Annotated in this window: 19 protein-coding genes and 1 riboswitch; of the genes, 9 read left to right on the forward strand and 10 right to left on the reverse strand. The window is 68.5% G+C overall.

What is annotated here, in order from left to right; translation table 11 throughout:
- Nucleotides 1-99 precede the first annotated feature (99 nt).
- Nucleotides 100-1287 carry a hypothetical protein gene (locus AC1DEM_RS01455; RefSeq protein ID WP_476882764.1) on the forward strand — a complete coding sequence of 396 codons (1188 nt, stop codon included), beginning with the start codon at nucleotides 100-102 and terminating at the stop codon, nucleotides 1285-1287.
- A gap of 81 nt (nucleotides 1288-1368) precedes the next feature.
- A complete protein-coding gene (locus tag AC1DEM_RS01460; protein ID WP_476882765.1) occupies nucleotides 1369-1758 on the forward strand; it encodes a twin-arginine translocase TatA/TatE family subunit in 390 nt (129 codons plus the stop codon).
- Between the two features lie 107 nt (nucleotides 1759-1865).
- Here AC1DEM_RS01460 and AC1DEM_RS01465 read toward each other — a convergent pair whose 3' ends face one another.
- Genes AC1DEM_RS01465 through AC1DEM_RS01475 form a run of 3 tightly spaced genes read right to left on the reverse strand, consistent with a single transcriptional unit; the run spans nucleotide 1866 to nucleotide 5084 of the window.
- On the reverse strand, nucleotides 1866-3008 hold the full coding sequence (locus tag AC1DEM_RS01465) for an Mrp/NBP35 family ATP-binding protein (RefSeq protein WP_476882766.1): 1143 nt from the start codon (nucleotides 3006-3008) through the stop codon (nucleotides 1866-1868).
- Between the two features lie 11 nt (nucleotides 3009-3019).
- The gene (locus AC1DEM_RS01470) at nucleotides 3020-3820 is read right to left on the reverse strand and encodes a DUF1003 domain-containing protein (RefSeq protein ID WP_476882767.1); all 801 of its coding nucleotides are present in this window, start codon (nucleotides 3818-3820) and stop codon (nucleotides 3020-3022) included.
- Complete coding sequence (locus AC1DEM_RS01475) at nucleotides 3801-5084, reverse strand: magnesium transporter MgtE N-terminal domain-containing protein (RefSeq protein ID WP_476882768.1); 1284 nt, start codon at nucleotides 5082-5084, stop codon at nucleotides 3801-3803. Before AC1DEM_RS01475 ends, AC1DEM_RS01470 begins: the two co-directional genes overlap by 20 nt.
- Before the next feature lie 77 nt (nucleotides 5085-5161).
- Here AC1DEM_RS01475 and AC1DEM_RS01480 point away from each other — a divergent pair, with 77 nt between their 5' ends.
- Complete coding sequence (locus tag AC1DEM_RS01480) at nucleotides 5162-6031, forward strand: YflT domain-containing protein (RefSeq protein WP_476882769.1); 870 nt, start codon at nucleotides 5162-5164, stop codon at nucleotides 6029-6031.
- Between the two features lie 114 nt (nucleotides 6032-6145).
- On the opposite strand, the gene AC1DEM_RS01485 is transcribed toward AC1DEM_RS01480, so the two are convergent.
- Complete coding sequence (locus AC1DEM_RS01485; protein WP_476882770.1) at nucleotides 6146-7729, reverse strand: aminopeptidase P family protein; 1584 nt, start codon at nucleotides 7727-7729, stop codon at nucleotides 6146-6148.
- A gap of 138 nt (nucleotides 7730-7867) precedes the next feature.
- Here AC1DEM_RS01485 and AC1DEM_RS01490 point away from each other — a divergent pair, with 138 nt between their 5' ends.
- Nucleotides 7868-8713, forward strand: coding sequence for a PHP domain-containing protein (locus AC1DEM_RS01490; protein WP_476882771.1), 846 nt, complete (start codon nucleotides 7868-7870; stop codon nucleotides 8711-8713).
- A gap of 140 nt (nucleotides 8714-8853) precedes the next feature.
- On the opposite strand, the gene AC1DEM_RS01495 is transcribed toward AC1DEM_RS01490, so the two are convergent.
- From AC1DEM_RS01495 to AC1DEM_RS01505, 3 genes are all read right to left on the reverse strand, one after another.
- Nucleotides 8854-9726, reverse strand: coding sequence for a DNA-methyltransferase (locus AC1DEM_RS01495; protein ID WP_377985404.1), 873 nt, complete (start codon nucleotides 9724-9726; stop codon nucleotides 8854-8856).
- An 8-nt stretch (nucleotides 9727-9734) separates the two neighbouring features.
- Nucleotides 9735-11474 (reverse strand): DEAD/DEAH box helicase, encoded by a 1740-nt coding sequence (locus AC1DEM_RS01500; RefSeq protein ID WP_476882772.1) that lies wholly within the window; start codon nucleotides 11472-11474, stop codon nucleotides 9735-9737.
- A 328-nt stretch (nucleotides 11475-11802) separates the two neighbouring features.
- A complete protein-coding gene (locus AC1DEM_RS01505; RefSeq protein WP_476882773.1) occupies nucleotides 11803-13320 on the reverse strand; it encodes an RNB domain-containing ribonuclease in 1518 nt (505 codons plus the stop codon).
- A 41-nt stretch (nucleotides 13321-13361) separates the two neighbouring features.
- Here AC1DEM_RS01505 and AC1DEM_RS01510 point away from each other — a divergent pair, with 41 nt between their 5' ends.
- Nucleotides 13362-14033 (forward strand): ferritin-like fold-containing protein, encoded by a 672-nt coding sequence (locus tag AC1DEM_RS01510; RefSeq protein ID WP_476882774.1) that lies wholly within the window; start codon nucleotides 13362-13364, stop codon nucleotides 14031-14033.
- A gap of 24 nt (nucleotides 14034-14057) precedes the next feature.
- Here AC1DEM_RS01510 and thiE read toward each other — a convergent pair whose 3' ends face one another.
- Nucleotides 14058-14753, reverse strand: a complete 696-nt coding sequence (gene thiE / locus AC1DEM_RS01515) for a thiamine phosphate synthase (protein ID WP_476882775.1) — start codon at nucleotides 14751-14753, stop codon at nucleotides 14058-14060.
- A 26-nt stretch (nucleotides 14754-14779) separates the two neighbouring features.
- Nucleotides 14780-14900, forward strand: a riboswitch (TPP riboswitch).
- On the opposite strand from thiE, the gene thiO reads away from it, so the two are divergent.
- The 4 genes from thiO to AC1DEM_RS01535 all read left to right on the forward strand — a co-directional run bounded on the left by thiO (nucleotide 14895) and on the right by AC1DEM_RS01535 (nucleotide 17924).
- A complete protein-coding gene (gene thiO / locus AC1DEM_RS01520) occupies nucleotides 14895-16136 on the forward strand; it encodes a glycine oxidase ThiO (protein ID WP_476882776.1) in 1242 nt (413 codons plus the stop codon). Its footprint overlaps the riboswitch before it by 6 nt.
- Nucleotides 16133-16369, forward strand: coding sequence for a sulfur carrier protein ThiS (gene thiS, locus AC1DEM_RS01525; RefSeq protein WP_377985410.1), 237 nt, complete (start codon nucleotides 16133-16135; stop codon nucleotides 16367-16369). Before thiO ends, thiS begins: the two co-directional genes overlap by 4 nt.
- A 5-nt stretch (nucleotides 16370-16374) precedes the next feature.
- On the forward strand, nucleotides 16375-17199 hold the full coding sequence (locus tag AC1DEM_RS01530; protein ID WP_476882777.1) for a thiazole synthase: 825 nt from the start codon (nucleotides 16375-16377) through the stop codon (nucleotides 17197-17199).
- Nucleotides 17200-17252: 53 nt separating this feature from the next.
- Nucleotides 17253-17924, forward strand: coding sequence for a 4a-hydroxytetrahydrobiopterin dehydratase (locus AC1DEM_RS01535; protein WP_476882778.1), 672 nt, complete (start codon nucleotides 17253-17255; stop codon nucleotides 17922-17924).
- Between the two features lie 48 nt (nucleotides 17925-17972).
- Here the strand turns inward: AC1DEM_RS01535 and AC1DEM_RS01540 are convergent, their stop codons facing one another.
- Together AC1DEM_RS01540 and AC1DEM_RS01545 are read right to left on the reverse strand one after the other, a co-directional pair.
- A complete protein-coding gene (locus AC1DEM_RS01540) occupies nucleotides 17973-18275 on the reverse strand; it encodes a hypothetical protein (RefSeq protein ID WP_476882779.1) in 303 nt (100 codons plus the stop codon).
- 77 nt (nucleotides 18276-18352) lie between these two features.
- Nucleotides 18353-18577, reverse strand: a complete 225-nt coding sequence (locus tag AC1DEM_RS01545) for a DUF3107 domain-containing protein (protein ID WP_377985414.1) — start codon at nucleotides 18575-18577, stop codon at nucleotides 18353-18355.
- Between the last annotated feature and the right edge of the window lie 19 nt (nucleotides 18578-18596).

The raw sequence follows: 18596 nt of genomic DNA on the forward strand, positions 1-18596 counted from the left end.
AGACGAATACTGGGAGGCTCTGGCTGCGGGTTCTGGAGCAGGACCGGCCGTGCCAAATTCGGTGCTACCCGGAGGTGGACCGCCGGCCGCCATGATCATGTGGAATCGTGTGCCGAATGCCGTGCCCGGCAACAGCGTGAGCGCCAGTACCTCGAGAAGCTCCGCGGTGCGGCCGTGCCCGAGGCCAGCGAGGACCTGACCGCACGGCTCCTGGCACGGACCGGGCAGCTGGCCGCGGAACGTGCGGCGGCAGAACGGGAGGGCCCGGCAGAGCTGGAGGCCCCGGAACGGGCAGCACCGGCGGGCGCAACCGATACGGCGGCGACGGAACAGCCCGGCACTCATCGGTGGCCGCCAGGGCAATTCCCCGCAACCGGTTCCCTGCCGGATCGGACAGCGACCGCCGGAACGGCAGCCGCTAATTTTGCCGCGGATCCCCACCGCCGCCGCGGACGCGCCCGCCTGCCAGTGCTGGCAGTAGGAGGGGCCGTCGCCGCCTTGGCCTTCATGACCGGGACCGCGTATGTCATGGGAGGCGACGACGCCGTTCCCGTAGACGGCGCAGGGGCCTCCGCCCTCGCACACCCCGACGCCGCCGGACTGCCCGCCAGCGGTGAACCGGTCGGCGCGGGTGAGCTGTTGGACGCCGGCGGTCCCGGCAGCCCCAGCGGTCCCGGGGCAGAGGAAACCGAGCCCCGTGTTGCTTTCGGCCTGGGCGGCGAGCCCGACTTCACCCCCGCCGGGACGCTGAGCACCGGGCAGCTTGCCGCGTTCCGGTCGCAGGGATGGACATGTCCGGAGCTGCACGCCCTCGGATTCCATCTCATGTGGGCCCGCGCCGGTGTCATGGCCGGGGACGAGGTCCTGGAACTTCGCCTCACGGACGGCCAGCACTTCGCCACGGTCCTCGAGCAGCACGCTGCGGGCCGGGGCGCCGGTTCGCCCGCCACGCCCTCCGGGGCCGACGTTTCACCCATCAACGTGCTGACCGGACACGCCGCGGCGGCGGACGGCTTCACCCGGGCCAAGGCGGGCAGGCCCTCGGCTGCCCCCGAAACCGGAAATGGCGCCCTCTGGGTCAATCCTGCCCCGCCCTACCGGGCCATCTACCAGACGTCAGCGGCCACGTACACATACATTTCGGACCTGCCGGCCGAGCAGGCCGACGACGGCGCCGCCGCCCTCACCCGGGGCAGCAGCGGCACTCCGGGGCCGGGTTCACGCAACGGAATTCCGGAGCGGATCGAGCGTGGGCTGAGCCGAATCCTGGAGCGCCTGGCTCCGTGAGGCAGGTCCGGGGCGGACATGGTCGGCATTCGGCCCTCGCGAAGTCGTCGCCAGCCCGAGCGAGAGGGTAATCTTCCTAAAGTGCTTGGAATCAATGGACCGGAGTTCTTACTTCTGCTGATCATCGGCCTTCTGGTGATTGGTCCCAGCAGGCTGCCCGAATACACGCAGAAACTTGCCAATATCGTCAAGGAAGTGCGCCGGATGGCGTCCGGTGCGCGGGAGCAGATCAAGGAAGAAGTCGGCATCGATATCGATGATGTCGACTGGAAGAAGTACGATCCCCGCCAGTACGATCCACGCCGGATCATCAAGGAAGCGCTCCTCGACGATGACACCAAGCCGGTGAGCACCGGGGCGCCCGCCGCCACGGCCGCGGCCGCCACTGCGGTCGCAGAGCACCGCCCGGCGCGGATGGTGGAGCGGCTGCCCGAGGGCGAACCGGCTCCGTTCGACACAGAGGCGACCTAGGACCTCCCGCAGCCCTGGGCCCGCATACCGGGCCCCGGTCGGCAGCCGCCACCAGCGGGACTCCGACTGTGAGGCCCCGTCCCCGGGAGCCTGTCAGTGAGGCCCCGTCAGCGGGGTTGCAGGCCCAATGACATGCCCTTGAGCCCGCGGGGAACCGACGCCAGCTTGCCGGCGATTCCCGCCAGGGCCATGGCCGCAGGCGTCTCCGGGCGGCCCAGCACCAGCGGCACCCCGGAATCCCCTCCCTCACGCAGCAGGACGTCCAGGGGAATCTGGCCTAGCAAGGGCACATCCTCACCCACGGTGGCCGAGAGACGCTCGGCGAGCACGGCGCCGCCGCCGCTGCCGAACAGTTCCATCCTGCCGCCGTCGGGCATTTCAAGGTAGGACATGTTTTCCACGACGCCGGCCACGGTCTGGCCCGTCTGCGTTGCGATCGCCCCGGCCCGCTCGGCTACATCCGCGGCGGCCGCCTGCGGTGTGGTGACGACGAGGATCTGCGCCTTGGGCAGCAGCTGGGCGACGGAGATCGCGATGTCGCCCGTGCCCGGCGGCAGGTCCAGGAAAAGGGCATCGAGGTCGCCGAAGTAGACGTCCGTGAGGAATTGCTCCAGCGCCCGGTGCAGCATCGGTCCGCGCCAAGCCACGGGCTGGTTCCCGGTGACGAACATGCCGATGGAGATGACCTTGACCCCGTAGGCCACCGGCGGCAGGATCATGTCGTCCACCCGGGTGGGGGCCTGTGTGATGCCCATCAGCCCCGGAACGGAGAAACCATACACATCCGCGTCCACGATCCCCACACGGAGGCCCTGGGCAGCCAGTGCGCACGCCAGGTTGACCGTCACTGACGACTTGCCCACGCCGCCCTTGCCGCTGGCGACGGCGTACACCTTGGTCAGCGAGCCCGGCGCGTTGAACGGGATGCCGCGCTGGCCGCCTGCGCCGCGCAATTGCTCTTTGAGAGCGTCGCGCTGGACCTGCGTCATGACTTTCAAGTCCACCTCGACGCCGGTGACCCCCGGGACGGCGGACAGTGCCGCCTCGGTGTCGGCCGTGATGGTGCCGCGCAACGGGCAGCCCGCGATGGTTAGCAGTACCCCGATCCGCACCCGGCCGCCGTCGGCGATGTCCACGGACTCCACCATGCCGAGCTCGGTGATGGGGCGGCGGAGTTCAGGGTCGATCACGGTGGCAAGTGCGCCGTGCACTGCCTGTTCCAGGGGAGTGCGGTCCAGCGGGGTGCTCATGCGGGCGATGCTCAGCTCTCGGGGATGGTGCGGTGTGCGGGCAGGCGGGTGGGGTCGGCAGCGACCCCGGACTCGTTCACCGGCGGTTTCTCCGCCGGGTCTTCCCGCTTGCCTTCCTTCGCAGGGTAGTCCCGCTTGCCGCCGGACTTGACCCGCGGGATCTGCTGGGTTCGGGGGCTCCGTTGCTTGTCGCGCCGGTCCTTCATCTTCTCCTTGACCTTGTCCCGCGGCGTCTCGTGGACGCCGGCGGAAGGATCGTGCGTGCGCAGTTCCTCCTGGGCTTCCAGCATGTCCTCGAGCAGGCTGCGCAGCTCGGTGCGGACGTAGTCGCGGGTGGCGACTTCCCGCAATGCGATGCGCAGGGACGCAAGTTCCCGGGTCAGGTATTCGGTGTCGGAGAGATTGCGCTCGGCCCGCTGGCGGTCCTGCTGGAGGGAGACCTTGTCCCGGTCGTCCTGGCGGTTTTGCGCGAGCAGCAGCAGGGGGGCTGCGTATGAGGCCTGCAGGGAAAGCATGAGGGTCAGCAGCGTGAAGCCCAGTGCCCGTGAATCAAATTGCCATTGCTCCGGAGCCCAGGTGTTCCAGCACAGCCAGAAGACGCAGAACACGGTCATATAGAGCAGGAACTGGGGGGTGCCCATGAAACGGGCGAAGCCTTCCGTGGCATGGCCGAAGGCGTCCGGGTCGGGACGGAAGTTGGGCAGGATGCGCTGCCTGCCGCTCAATGGCGTGTCGAGGCCGCCTGAAGTCCTGCTGCCGGGACGCACGGGGGCGTTCCGTGGTGCGGTGGGATCAGCCAATGCGGCCTCCAAGCTTTCTTATCGGGGCGTCGTCGTCGTGGGCGCGCCAGTCGTCCGGCAACAGATGATCAAGCACGTCGTCAACAGTCACCGCCCCCACAAGCCGTCCGTCTTCGTTGACCACGGGGAGGGAGTTGAGGTTGTATGTTGCGAGCGTGCGGGCGACCTCGCTGATGTGGGCCTGGTCGGAGACCGGTTCCAGGTTCTTGTCCACCAAGTTGCCCAGCGGTTCCGGCGGCGGAAAACGCAGGAGCTGCTGGATATGGACGACGCCGAGGAATCGTCCCGTCGGGGTTTCCAGCGGTGGCCGGGCGACGAAGATCGAGGACGCCAGGGCGGGGGAGAGTTCTTCCCGGCGGACGTGGGCCAGTGCCTCGGCGACGGTTGCTTCCGGGGGCAGGATCACTGGAACCGGCGTCATGAGCCCGCCGGCGGTGTCCTCGTCGTATTCGAGCAGGCGGCGGACGTCCTCGGCGCCTTCGGGTTCCATCAGCTGCAGGAGTTCCTCGGCCTGCGCGCTGGGGAGTTCGGCGAGGAGGTCGGCGGCGTCGTCGGGGTCCATTTCCTCGAGGACGTCGGCGGCGCGGTGGACGTCCAGGGCGGAGAGGATCTCCACCTGGTCACCTTCCCGCATCTCCTGCAGGACGTCCGCGAGCCGTTCGTCCTGGAGCTCGCTGGCAACCTCGAAGCGGCGCTTGTCGCTCATTTCCTGGAGGGCTTCGGCGAAGTCGGCCGGCTTGAGGTCCTCGTGCGTGGCCACGAACTGGGTGGCGGCTTGCGGCTCGGTCTTGGCGCCTTGCCGGGCATCGGCCCAGTCGATGATCATGGTTTCGTTGCGGCGCAGCCGGCTCAGCGGCGAGAGCGAGTGGCCGCGGCGGACGAAGAGCTTGCTGACGAACCAGTCGCCGGAGCGGTGCTTGTCCATGGCGATGTCCTCGATGGTCGCATCGCCGCTGCCGTCCGCGAGGGTCACCCGGCGGTCGAACATTTCCGCCACGACGAGGGTTTCCGCGCCGCGCTGTTCGAAGCGGCGCAGATTGACCAGCCCGGTGCAGATGACCTGGGTTTGGTCGATCGATGTAATCCGGGTCATCGGGACGAATACCCGCTTCTTGCCGGGGACCTCGACGACGATGCCCACCACGTGCGGGGCGCCCCTGGTCCCGCGGGAGAGCACCACGACGTCGCGCAGCCGGCCCAGACGGTCGCCCAATGGGTCGAAGACGTCCAGTCCAAGGAGGCGCGCGACAAACACTCGCGAAAGATTCGTGCTCACCCCTACAGGCTACCGAGTCTGCTCTCTTTTAGCTGAATTTCCAGCCGCACACCAGCCGGATAGGTGAGAATGGGCTTATGTCAAACATTTTTGGTCCCAGGGCCGGTGCCCCCAACGGTTCGGATGAGGCCCGCGCCGTCCCGAGGGGCGACGTCGTCGGTTCCTACAACTCCTACCTGGATGCCCAGAAGGCGGTGGACTATCTGGCTGACCAGCAGTTCCCCGTGCAGATGGTGTCGATCGTGGGCAACGAATTGAAGATGGTGGAGCGGGTGACCGGCAGGCTGACCTATCCCCGCGTCGCACTCTCCGGCGCCCTCAGCGGCATGTGGTTCGGCCTGTTCGTCGGCGTCATGCTGTCCTTCTTCTCCACCACCCCCGGCTATTTCTCGATTGTGACGTCCGTGCTGATGGGTGCCGCGTTCTTCATGCTGTTCGGCATCGTCACCTACGCGATGCAGCGCGGCAAGCGTGACTTCACGTCCACGAGCCAGGTGGTGGCGACCAACTATGACGTCGTGGTCTCCTTCGAGGCCGCCGGCGAAGCGCGGCGCATGCTGCACCAGCTGCCCATGACGCCGCATGACGCGTCCGGTGCCGCGGCCGGCGGTTACGCGCAGCACGACTACCGTCATCAGGAACCCCAGCAGCCGGGGCAGCAGGGCCATGAGCCACAGCGCCCCGCGGGCTGGAACGATCCGTACGGCCAGCGGACTCCGGAGACCGGCGGCGAGGCGGCGGGACAATACCAGGGCGGTGCGCCCCAGCAGGAGGGCGCCGCAGGCCCTGCGCCGGCTGCAGCGGCCAGGGCGGACGAGCCGGCCCGACCGGCCGGCCGGGTCTCCGGGGTGACCTACCCGGACCTTCCGGACGGCCGACCGCAGTACGGCGTCAGGGTCACGGACACCGAGAAGCCCGCGCCGGGCCAGGACGGCCAGCAGCACTGATCCCGGGCCGCAAAAACAGGCAACAGAAAAGGGAGGGTTCCGGAACGTCCGGGACCCTCCCTTTTCGGATCTATGCCATTACCGGCTTTGGGCCTCTTTCGAGACTTTTCCGAGCTACGGCGTCTGGCCATCGACCTCCAGGTAGATGCCCGCCATCCAGGACTCGACGTCGTCGGCCTTGCGCGGCAGTGCAGCGCTGAGGTTGACCGGCCCGCCAGCCGTCATGAGGATGTCGTCCTCGATCCGGACGCCGATGCCGCGGTATTCCTCGGGGATGCCGATGTCCTCATTCTTGAAGTACAGGCCGGGCTCGATCGTGAAGACCATTCCGGGCGTGAGCACGCCGTCGAGGTAGAGTTCCCGCTTCGCCTGGGCGCAGTCGTGGACGTCGAGGCCGAGGTGGTGGCTGGTGCCGTGCGGCATCCACCGGCGGTGCTGCTGGCCCTCGGTGCTGACGGCTTCCTCCACGGAGACGGGCAGGAGGCCCCATTCGGCGAGCCGTTCCGCCAGCACAGTGGTGGCCGCGGTGTGGATGTCCCGGAACTTGGTGCCGGGCTGGGCAGCGGCGAAGCCGGCGTCGGCGGCGTCGAGCACTGCCTCATAGACCTTGCGCTGGATCTCGGAGAACTTGCCGTTGGCCGGCAGGGTGCGGGTGACGTCGGCCGTGTACAGCGAGTCGGCCTCCACTCCGGCGTCCAGGAGCAGCAGTTCACCGGCGTTGATCTTGCCGGTGTTCCGGGTCCAGTGCAGCACGGTGGCGTTGTTGCCCGAGGCGGCAATGGTGTCGTAACCGAGCTCGTTGCCTTCCTCGCGGGCCCGGGCGAAGAACGCCCCTTCCACCACGCGCTCGCCGCGGTGGTGGGTCAGTGCCCGGGGAAGGGCCTTCACGACCTCCGTGAAGCCTGCGACCGTGGCCGCGACGGCGGTCTTCATCTGTTCGATTTCCCACTCGTCCTTGAGGAGGCGCAGCTCCGAGAGGGCCTCGGTGAGCTTCTCGTCCAGGGCGTCGAGGACACTCAGGTCAAGGTTGTCCGGGTCCTTGGCCGTGTTGTAGCGGGCGGTGTCCACGAGGGCGTCAATGTTGTCGTCAACCTTGCGGACCAGCCTGATGGAGATTCCGCCGATCTCGGGCGCACCAACGTTCTTGGTAATGGCGAGTTCGAGTTCGGCGATGTCCGCCGTGGCCAGTCCGAGCTTGGCCTGGAATTCGGCCAGGGTTGGGCGTGCACCGATCCAGAACTCCCCGGAACGGGAATCGGCGTAGAACTGCTCGGTGTCGCGGCCGGCCAGCGGACGGAAGTACAGGGTGGCGCGGTGGTGGCCGCCGTCGTCGCCCGTGCCTTCCGGCACCGGTTCCAGGATCAGGACCGCATCAGGTTCGTGGTCCAGGCCGAGACCGGTGAGGTGCGCGAAGGCGGAGTGCGGCCGGAAACGGTAGTCGCAGTCATTCGAGCGGACCTTCAGCGGACCGGCGGGGATGACCAGGCGTTCACCTTTGAACAGGCCTGAGATGGAGCGGCGCCGGGCTGCGGCGTGGCCGGCGACGGCGTCCCTTGCGGGGAGCTGTTGCGTGGCCGGCGCCCAGTTGCTGGCCATGAAGGCCTTGAAGGCGTCGGAGCTGGGCCGCTGTGAGCGGTTGTTGACGCGCTCTTCGAGGGGCTGGGAAGCGGAGACTAGGGTGTTATCTGCATCGTTCACCGTCCCATAGTCTCACCAGCGCCGCGGCTTAGGCCAACGGCACGCTCGCGCCGTGGGGCAGCTGGAGGAGCCCTGACACGATGGAAACGGCGTGGAGGAGCCGGGGCTTTGGATCCGGCCATCTACTAGGCTGGTGAGGTGAGGATTGACCTGCATGCGCACTCCAATGTTTCCGACGGCACCCAGATGCCGGCCGACGTCATGGAGTCCGCTGCCGCTGCCGGCCTCGACGTCATCGCCCTGACCGATCACGATTCCACGGCCGGGTGGGCGGAGGCCGCCGTCGCCGCCCGGAAGGCGGGGGTGGCCCTGGTCCCGGGCATGGAGATCTCGTGCCGGACGGCTGAAGGCATCAGCGTCCACCTGCTCAGCTACCTCCACGATCCCGCGCATCCGGGGCTGCTGGAGGAAATCACGAAATCCAAGGATGCCCGGCACACGAGGGCACAGCGGATGGTCACCCTGTTGTCCGAGGACTACCCGCTGACCTGGGACGACGTGATCCACCACGTCGCGCCGGGCGCCACCCTGGGCCGCCCGCACATCGCCGACGCGCTCGTCGCCGCGGGGGTCGTGGAGGACCGGGCCGAGGCCTTCGGCTCCATCCTCACCGCAAGGTCGCGCTACTGGGTCCAGCACTATGCGCCGGAGCCGGCGCTCGCCGTCGAACTGGTCCGTGCGGCCGGCGGCGTCCCGGTGTTCGCCCACCCTGTGGCGTCTGCCCGCGGGCGGATCGTGGGGGAGGAGACCTACCGGGAGATGATCGACGCCGGCCTGGCCGGCCTGGAAATTTTCCATCGGGACAATCCCGAGGAGGGCCGGAGGTTCCTCCGCCGCATCGCCGAACGCTACGGCCTGCTGGTCACGGGGTCTTCGGACTACCACGGCGCAGGAAAGCCGAACCTGCTGGGGGAGAACCTGACCTCCGCAGAAGTCCTTGCCCGGATCGAGGAACTGGGCACCGGCTCGTCGGTAGTCCGCTAAGGACCGGTCCGCTGAGACCCTAGACCATGAGGGCCTGAACCCGCGGTTGCGCTATCACTTAGCGTCGCCATAAGGCCCCTCAGGGCACCCTCAGGGCCCGAAGAGCCGCCGTAAGTGATAGCGCAACGGGCGGGGTGGCGTCAGGCCGCCGGGAACGACGTGAATTGCGCTTGCGCGGCCAGGCGCTTGGCCATGACGTCGATAGCCGGCTGGTTCTGGTCCACGCACACGAACCTGCGGTCCAGTTTCGCGGCCACGGATCCGAGCGTTCCGGAACCGGCGAAGAAGTCCAGGCACCAGTCACCGGGCCGGCTCGAGGCCGCAACCACGCGGCGGATGAGCCCCTCCGGTTTCTGCGTCGGGTAGCCGGTCTTCTCCTTGCCGGTCGGCGAAACGATCGTGTGCCACCACACATCCGTGGGAAGCTTGCCGAGCTCGCGCTTGGCGGGGGTGACGAGTCCGGGGGCCATGTACGGCTCACGGTCCACCTCGGCGCTGTCGAAGTGGTACTTCGCCGGGTTCTTGACGTAGACCAGGATGTTGTCGTGCTTGGTGGGCCAGCGGTACTTGGCCCGGGCGCCGTAGTCGTACGCCCAGATGATCTCGTTCAGGAAGCACTCCCGGCCGAAGATCGCGTCCAGCATGACCTTCGCGTAGTGCACCTCGCGGTAGTCCAAATGCAGGTACAGGGTGCCGTCGTCGGCCAGGAGCCGCCAGGCTTCCACGAGCCGGGGCTCGAGGAAGGACCAGTAGTCGCTGAACGCGTCGTCGTACTTGTGCAGGGCGCCCTTGATGGTGTCGTAGGACCGGCCCTTGAACCCGACGCGGTCGCCCTCGCCGCCGGCATTGAGCACCATCTTGGTTTCCTGGCGCCGCTGGACCCGGCCGGTGTTGAAAGGGGGGTCCACGTATATCAGTGTGAAGGCGCCGTCCGGCAGCGTGGGGAGGTATTCCGCGTTGTCCGCGTGAACCACCAGGTTGCTGCCGTCCGGCGCCCAGACGGTGTCAGTCATGGAGGGGATTAGGCCTCGGCGCCGCTCGGCTGTGCGTCGCCCCCGGCCACTACCTCGCCGTTGCGGCGGCGCGTGCGGGTCCGGCGGCGGGCGCGGGTCGCCCGGTCCACCTCGGTGGGGGCCTTCGCCGTTGCGGCGGCAGCAGTTTCCGGACCCTGTCCGTTGGCGGCGGACGCCGTTGCGGTCTCGGCCTCGGCGGGACGGCGACGGCGGTCGCCAGAGCGTCCGCCGGCTTCCGCGCCGCTGCGGCGCGAGTCGCGGCCGCCGGTGCGGCTGCCTTCGCGGGCGCCGTCACGTCCACCCGTACGGCTGCTTTCGCGGGCGCCGTCGCGGCCGCTGTCCTTTGCGCTGGTGCGCGAGTTCTTCTTGCCGGTCTCGCCGAGATCCTCGAGGACTTCGGCGTCGACGCCGGCCAGCACGCGCTTGTCGCGGGGGAGCCGACCCTTGGTGCCCGCGGGGATATCGAGTTCCTCGAACAGGTGGGGCGAGGAGGAATAGGTTTCCACGGGCTCGGGGTAGCTCAGGCCCAGGGCCTTGTTGATCAGCCCCCAGCGCGGCATGTCATCCCAGTCAACAAAGGTCACGGCGGTGCCCTTGTTGCCCGCGCGGCCCGTGCGGCCGACGCGGTGCAGGTAGATCTTCTCGTCCTCGACGCACTGGTAGTTGATCACGTGCGTGACGTCGTCGACGTCGATGCCGCGGGCAGCGACGTCGGTGGCTACGAGGACGTCCACCTTGTTGTTGCGGAAGGCGCGCAGCGCCTGTTCGCGGGCGCCCTGGCCGAGGTCGCCGTGGATGGCAGCCGCAGCGAAACCGCGGTCCACCAGTTCCTCGGCTACCTTCGCGGCGGTGCGCTTGGTCTTGGTGAAGATGATGGTCCGGCCGCGTCCGCGGGCCTGCAGGATGCGGGCGACGACTTCGACCTTGTCCATGCTGTGGGCACGGTAGATCAACTGGCGGATGTCGCGCTTGGTCAGGCCTTCGTCGTCCGGGTCCGCGGCGCGGATGTGGGTCGGCTGGGTCATGTAGCGGCGGGCCATGGCGATGACCGGGCCGGGCATGGTGGCCGAGAACAGGAGCGTCTGGCGGACCGCGGGGGTACCGGCGATCAGGGTCTCAACGTCCGGCAGGAACCCGAGGTCCAGCATTTCGTCGGCTTCGTCGAGGATGACGATCTTGACGTTCTTCAGGCTCAGGTGCTTCTGCTTGAAGAGGTCGATCAGGCGGCCCGGGGTGCCGACGACGACTTCGACGCCGTTCTTCAGCGCCTCGACCTGCGGCTCGTAGGCGCGGCCGCCGTAAATGGTGGCGATGCGGGCGTTGCGCTTCTTCGCGGCGTTCTCGAGGTCCTTGGCCACCTGGACGGCGAGTTCGCGGGTGGGCACGATCACCAGGGCCTGCGGGGCGCCGGGAACGGCCAGCTTGTCGAAACCGGCGTCGTCACGGCCGACGACGCGCTGCAGCGCCGGGATGCCGAAGCCGAGGGTTTTGCCCGTACCGGTCTTGGCCTGGCCGATGATGTCGTGCCCGGCCAGTGCGACCGGCAGCGTCATGGCCTGGATCGGGAAGGGGTGGGTGATGCCGGCGTCGGCCAGGGACTCCACAATGTCCGCGCGGACGTTGAAGTCGGCGAAGGTCTTTTCGGCAATCTCGTGCGGCTTTTCGTCCGAGATAATGGTCTCTTCGGGCTCGATGGTCTCCGTGCCGGACTCATCGGTCAGAAGCTGGTGCGTGTGCAATTCACTCACAGGGGAGTTTCCTTATTCATTTTGGGCTGCGCTGCTTGCTCAACGGGGCCGGCCAAAGTGGCCGTTCCGGAGCACGCTCAGGCGCGCAAGCATTTCCAGTGGAAGCCGATCGCGGGCTATCTAAATGCTGGCACTGGGGACCAGCGGGTGTATCTCAAGATCGCGTAGGGGCGGGCTTGTTGAATTCGAAAATCATGGAAATCAACGACCGGGCATCCATATCTACCTCTCCAGTCTAGCTGTACAAGGCACGGATCCTCGACTGGACCCGTGATCGCGCCGCGGAGTGGTGCCGGCCGCGGACCGATAGCGGGCCTGAAGCGGACCGTCAGCCCACGAGCTCCAGCTCGATTTCGCGGGTGGCGATGTCCGCTGACAGCACCCGGACCCGGACTTGAGTGCCCGGTTCCAGTTCGCCCGGGCATCGTGCGGTCACGGCGGGCTCGGCGATCTGGACGATCCCGGAGGGACCATTCCCGTTGCCGTTGGCTTTGCCGCCGTTCCCGTTCCCATTCCCGTTGACGCTGACCGCTGTGTTGCCGTTCGCGCTCTTCGCCGGTTTGGGGCCGGAGATGACGACGGCGTCGAATTCCTGGCCGACGTGGTTGACCAGCAGCGCCGCCTCCACGGTGTCCAGCGAGAGCCGCTCCAGCTTCGCGGCGAGCTGGTCCGAGGTGCCCATGATGGCCGGCAGGGACGGCAGGGCCTCCCGGGCCCAGGCCGGAACTTCGGTGCCGTTGCTCAGGGCCTCGCAGATCACCAGCACGAAACGGTCGACCAGCCGCCGCAGCGGCGCCGTGGAATGGGCGTAGGCCGCGCCGATGGCGGACTGGACGGCGGCTCCCGGCACGTTGCCGTCGAAGTGCGTGTACCCGGCACCGCGGAAAAGCATCCCGGCCGAATGCACAATGGCCAGCTGCCGGGGGTCCATGGGGTCCAGGGTCCGGAGGTACTCGCCGTAGCGCATTTCCCCATCCCAGGGCTTGCCGAGGGCCTGGGTCTGGCGGTGGAAGTGCCGCAGCGACGCCTCATCCGGGGCGGGCATGGTGCGCAGGATGCCCACCTTGCCCCGGAGCATGAGAGCGGCGGCGGCCATCCCGGTCATGAGTGAAATCTGGGCGTTCCAGTCCTCGACCGGCAGCGGCGGGGCAGCCACGATCCGGTAGCCGCCGTCGGGCAGCTGCTGGATCTCCTGTTCGGGCATATTCAGGCTCGCGCCGCCGCGCAGGCGTTCCTGCTCCACCCGCTTGATGCCCACCTCTTTGAGCAACTGCAGTACCGGCGACGCGGTGCCGGCGTCGAGTTCGGCCTGGACGCCCTTGTAGTTGAGCTTGGCCCGGCTGCGGACCTGCGCCCGGCGCACGAGGACCGCGGTCACCTCTGCGGCGGCGTCGAGCTCGAACTCCCAGACGAACGCCGCGCACAACTGCCCGGCGAGCAGGCTGCCGGCGGCCTCGCTGATGATCTCCGGGTGCAGCGGAATCCGGCCGTCCGGGGTGTAGAAGGTCTGGCCGCGGCGCCGGGTCTCGGCGTCGAGCGCCCCGCCCGGGGCGACAAAGGAGGGGACATCGGCGATGGCGTAGAACACCTTGTAGCCCCCGTTGCTCCGTTCGATGAACAGGGCCTGATCGAGGTCGGTGGACGATGCCGGATCAATGGTCACGAACTCGACGTGCGTCAGGTCCAGGTCCGGCAGCTTGTGCTCGGCCACCGCTGCTTCCGCGTCGCGCAGCACGTCCTCGGGGAACGGACCGGGCAGTTCCAGCGTGGTGCGCAACGCCTTGAGAGCCTCGGCAAGCTGGTTCTGCTGCTCGTGGACACTGGGGGTCAGGCGATGATGTGACACGAAAATCAGGGTAGCCCGATTTCCGCTATTAGTCTTGGATGATGAGCGCAACTGCGGACGATCCTGCCCTCTACAACAGCTTGGTGGCGGATCTGCTGGGGGTCCTGGCGTACGGCGAGCTTTCCGCCTTCGAGCGGCTGTCCTCGAGTGCCCGGTATTCGCCCACGCTGCATGACCGTGCGGTGCTGGGCAGCATGGCGGTGGTCGAGTTCCAGCATTACGAACTGGTCCGCGCCCGGCTCGAGCACATGGGCCTGGACACCGAGGCTGTCATGCTGCCGTTCCAGCCGTCGGTGGACCACTTCCACGAGCGCACGCGCCCGGCGGACTGGTATGAGGCGCTCATGAAGGCCTACGTGATCGACACCGTCTCCGCGGACTTTTACCGCGCCGTCGGCCGGTACGTCGACGCCGGGACCCGGGAGCTGATCGGGCAGGTCCGCTCCACCGGCGAGTCCACGGCCGTGCTCCAGGAGCGGCTCAAGGCGGCCCTGGCCGATGATCCCCGGCTGGCGTCGCGCCTGGCGCTGTGGGCCAGGCGCCTGCTGGGCGAGGTCCTGACCCATGCCCAGCGGCTCAGCCTTGAGCACGCGTTCCTCGCCGGGCTCTCGGGCCTGGACGACGCCGGCGCCAGGGAGCTGGTCAGGGGCCTGACGGCCGAACTCGCGGCGAACCACGCCCGCCGGATGGCAGGGCTGGGGCTCGCCGGCTAGGTTCAGTGCAGGCCGGGAACCTGCCTAAGATGCCGCGGCGTCCAGCGCCGCCAGCAGCGCACCTGCGGCGTGGGCCGGATCAGGGGCGTCGGTGACCGCCCGGACCACCACGATCCGCCGGGCGCCGGCCTCGACTACCTGCTCAACGTTGCTGAGGTCGATCCCGCCGATCGCGAACCAGGGCATGACGCCGTCCACCTTGCCGGTTCCCTCAGCGTCCGCCCGGCCGATCGCCTGGGCGGCGTAGCGCACGAGGTCGAGGCCGACGGCGGCGCGTCCCGGTTTGGTGGGCGTCGCCCAGACGGGACCCACACAGAAGTAGTCGAGCCCTTTGCGGCCGGGCGAGGCAGCAATGGCGGCGTCCACCTGTTTCGGGCTGTGGGTGGACAGGCCGATCACGGCGTCCTTGCCCAGGAAGCCGCGGGCGGCGTCGAGCGAAATGTCCTTCTGGCCGATATGGAACACGGGTGCCCCGGACAAGGACGCGATGTCCGCCCGGTCGTTGACGGCCCACAACCGTCCGTGGCGCTGGGCCGCGGCGTGCAGGACCTCCAGGAGTTCGAGTTCCTCGGCCGCCTCAAGTGTTTTATCGCGCAGCTGGATGATGTCCACACCGCCGGCGAAGGCGGCGTCAACGAAGTCCTCGAAGTCGCCGCGGTCCCTGCGGGCGTCAGTGCACAAGTAGAGGCGGGCGGTGGTGTGGAGGGGGTCCTGGCTCATGGGTCCAGCCTAGTTCCTCTAAACTGGGCGCATACCGCGGGAGCCCGCAGCAGCCAAGTCGCTGCTGCAGGGCTGAGAGGGCGTCAGAGCCGACCGCTTGACCTGATCCGGCTAGTACCGGCGTAGGGAAGGAATTTTTTTATGGGCACACGAGCCGGCCGCGCAGCCGCCGCCGCAAATGACGCCGCCGACGTTGCCGTGATCGGCGGCGGGGTGATTGGCCATGGCATCGCGTTCGAGGCCAGCCGCTCGGGCCGGTCTGTGGTTTTGATCGACGATGCTCCCGGCAGCGGAGCCAGCTGGGCCGCGGCCGGCATGCTGGCCCCCGTCAGCGAGCTGCATTACCAGGAGGAGCAGCTGCTGGAACTGATGCTTGAGTCGTCCCGGCTGTGGCCCGGATTCGCTGCCGGCCTCGACGCCGGCGGCGCGGATTCCCTGGCCGGTACCGGCTACCTGACGACGTCGACCCTCGCGGTCGGGGCCGACGCGGCGGACCGGCGCGCGCTCGCGGACCTGAGGGAGGTCCAGCAGGCCTGCGGCCTCACCGTGGAACCACTGACAGTGCGCGAGGCCCGCAGCCGGGAGCCCCTGCTGAGCCCGGGCATCTCCTGCGCCTTCGACATCCCGGCCGACCACCAGGTGGACCCCCGGCTGCTGCTCACCCGGCTCGCCAGCGTGCTCGGCGCGGAGGGCGGGAGCTTTGTCCGGCGGCGCGCGGCGGGCCTGCTGTGGCAGGACGGCACGGTTGCCGGGGTACGGCTCGCGGGCGGCGGTTCCGTGCGGGCTGCGGAAACGGTAATCGCCAACGGCCTTGGCGCCGCCGGGCTCGAGGACCTGCCCACCGGGCTGGCGCTGCCGCTGCGGCCTGTCTATGGCGACATCCTCCGGCTTCGCGTGCCCCCGCGTCTGTTGCCGCTGCTCACGGCCACCGTGCGGGGCATGGTGCGCGGGGTCCCGGTGTACATCGTTCCCCGCCAGGACGGCACCGTGGTGATCGGAGCCACCCAGCGTGAGGACGGGCCGTCGGATCCCCATGCGGTTTCTGCCGGCGGCGTCTACCAGCTGCTAAGGGATGCCCAGCAGCTGGTGCCCGCGGTCGCCGAGCTGGAGCTGCTGGAAGCCACGGCGCGGGCCCGGCCCGGCACGCCGGACAACGCCCCGTTGCTGGGACGGGTCGCCCGCCCGGACGGTGGGGACGTCCCGGGGCTCATCATCGCCACCGGTTTCTTCCGGCACGGCGTCCTGCTGACCCCCGCGGCTGCGGCCGTGTGCCGGCAACTCATGGACGGGACGCCGGGCCCGCGCTGGGCCGGGTTCCGCCCCGACCGTTTTTCCCGCACCCCGGACACGTCCGGGGACAGCCCCAAGAAGGAAGCAGCATGAACATCAGACTGAACGGAACGGAGCAGAGCGTCGCCGACGGCGCCTCCGTCAGCACTCTCGTCAGCCAGCTCACTGGCCGCAGCATCGGCCCCGACGGCCGGGCTGCCGACGGGGGCAAGCTCGGTGTCGCCGTGGCCCGCAACGCTGAGGTGGTGCCGCGCAGCCAGTGGCACGCCACGGCGCTCGCCGACGGCGACGACGTCGAACTTGTCACGGCAGTCCAGGGAGGATGACCAGCATGATCGAGACAACATTGGCAGCAACACCAGCCGCACCCGCGGCCGGGGCAGTGGCCGACCCGTTCGTGGTCGACGGCGTGACGCTCGGCTCCCGCCTCATCATGGGCACCGGCGGTGCGCCGAGCCTGGACGGGCTGGGGGCGGCGCTCGTGGCTTCCGGCACCGAGCTGACCACCGTGGCAATGCGCCGCTATTCGCCAGCGGAGACCGGCTCTCTGTTTCAGCTGCTGGAGAATCACCGGATCCGGGTGCTGCCCAACACGGCCGGCTGCTTCACAGCCAGGGACGCCGTTCTCACCGCCGAGCTGGCCCGGGAAGCCCTGGAAACGGACTGGGTCAAGCTCGAAGTCATTGCCGACGAGCACACCTTGCTGCCGGACGCCGTCGAACTCGTAGACGCCACCGAACAGCTCGTGGCGCGCGGCTTCAAGGTCTTCGCCTACACCAACGACGATCCCGTGCTTGCCCTCCGGCTCGAAAACCTCGGCGCGGCGGCCGTGATGCCGCTGGGCGCCCCGATCGGCACCGGCCTGGGCATCCTGAACCCGCACAATATCGAGCTGATCGTCTCGCGGGCGTCCGTGCCCGTGGTGCTGGATGCAGGGATCGGCACGGCCTCGGACGCGGCCCTGGCGATGGAACTGGGCTGCGACGCCGTGCTGCTGGCTACGGCCGTGACCCGGGCGCAGAATCCCGTGCTCATGGGCGAGGCCTTCAAGCATGCCGTCATCGCCGGTAGGCTGGCAAAAAAGGCTGGCAGGATCCCGCGCCGCGAGCACGCTCTGGCGTCCTCGGCGATGGAAGGCCGGGCCGAGTTCCTCTGAGTCCGGCCGCTCCGGTAGGCCGTCTTGTCGGTCAACCAGTGAAGGAGACTGTCATGGCAGCCACGGACGACATCCTCGCCCGCCCACAACTCGACGAAGCGCTGGCAGGCCTGCCGGATTGGCGGTACCGCCTCGGCGGGCTGGTGACCGTGTACAAGGCGCCGACGACGGCCGCGGCACTCGAGCTGATCGCCGCCGTCGGGCACCTCGCCGAAGTGCAGAACCATCACCCGGACCTGGACTGGCGCTTCAACCGGGTCTTTCTTCGCTACAGTTCCCATGACGTCGGCTCCGAGGTGACGCAGCGGGACGTCAAGGCGGCCGCTGCGGCCAGTGCGGCGGCCGCCGCAGTCGCTGCCACCGCGCAACCGGGGCTGTACCGGACCGTGGAAGTAGCCATCGATTCGGAGAATCCCGCCGGGATTTCGGAGGTCTGGCGGGTCGCCCTCGGTTACCGCAAGGGCAGACTCGGGGATCTCACGGACCCCTACGGCCGCGGCCCTTCGCTCCGGTTCCGGGAAACGACCACCCCAAGGGCCAGCCGCATCCATGTGGACATCCACCGGAGCCAGGCCGAATCCGGGCCCGTACTGGACCAGACCGCGGCTACCGGGGCATTAATCAACCGTGACCACGCACCCCATTGGGTGGTGGTCACGGATGCGCAAGGAAACCGGCTGTGCTTGTGTACCGAGGACGGCCACGGACCGGACCTGCCGGCGTAGGGCACTGCCCTGCCGATGCCCCGCCTGCTGGTGCCCCCGGAGGGGCCGTTAGAGCTTCAGGATTGCGGTGAGCCGCTCGGTGTCCTGCCGGGTCCGGGTCTTGCCCAGGTACACCACGGACGCGATCGAGGCCGCGGTGCCCAGGAGCATCGGCAGGATCCACGGGATCCAGGTCAGGCCTGGCTGGTAGCCAAGTCCGGCCGCAATGAAGATGATCCAGCTCAGCATGCCGACGGTCGCAGCGACTCCCGCCGGGACGCTGACACCGTATTTCGTGTGCCGCTTGTCGTTGGCCCACACGACAAAGCCCGCAGCAACGGTCACGATGGCAACCACAATCAGGGAAAGCATTCAGGACACCTCACGCTGGTGAAGAAAACGACAATGAAGAAACGACAGTGGAGAAACGCCGGGGCTAAACGCTCGGGCTAGAGGGCGCCGAAGCCGACGCGGCGGGCCTCTTCTGCACCGATTTCCACGTAGCCCAGAACGTTGGCGGGGACGATCACCAGGCGGCCCTTGTCGTCCTTCAGCCGCAGTTCGCCGCCCTTGGCGATCGCGTCGCCGACCACCTTGGCGACGGCGTCGGCGTCCTGTGTCGATTCAAGGACAAGTTCGCGGCCAATGTTCTGAATACCAATCTTTACTTCCACAGCAAGGCCTCCCAGCCAA

This window comes from Arthrobacter sp. 05T420, from assembly GCF_056396305.1.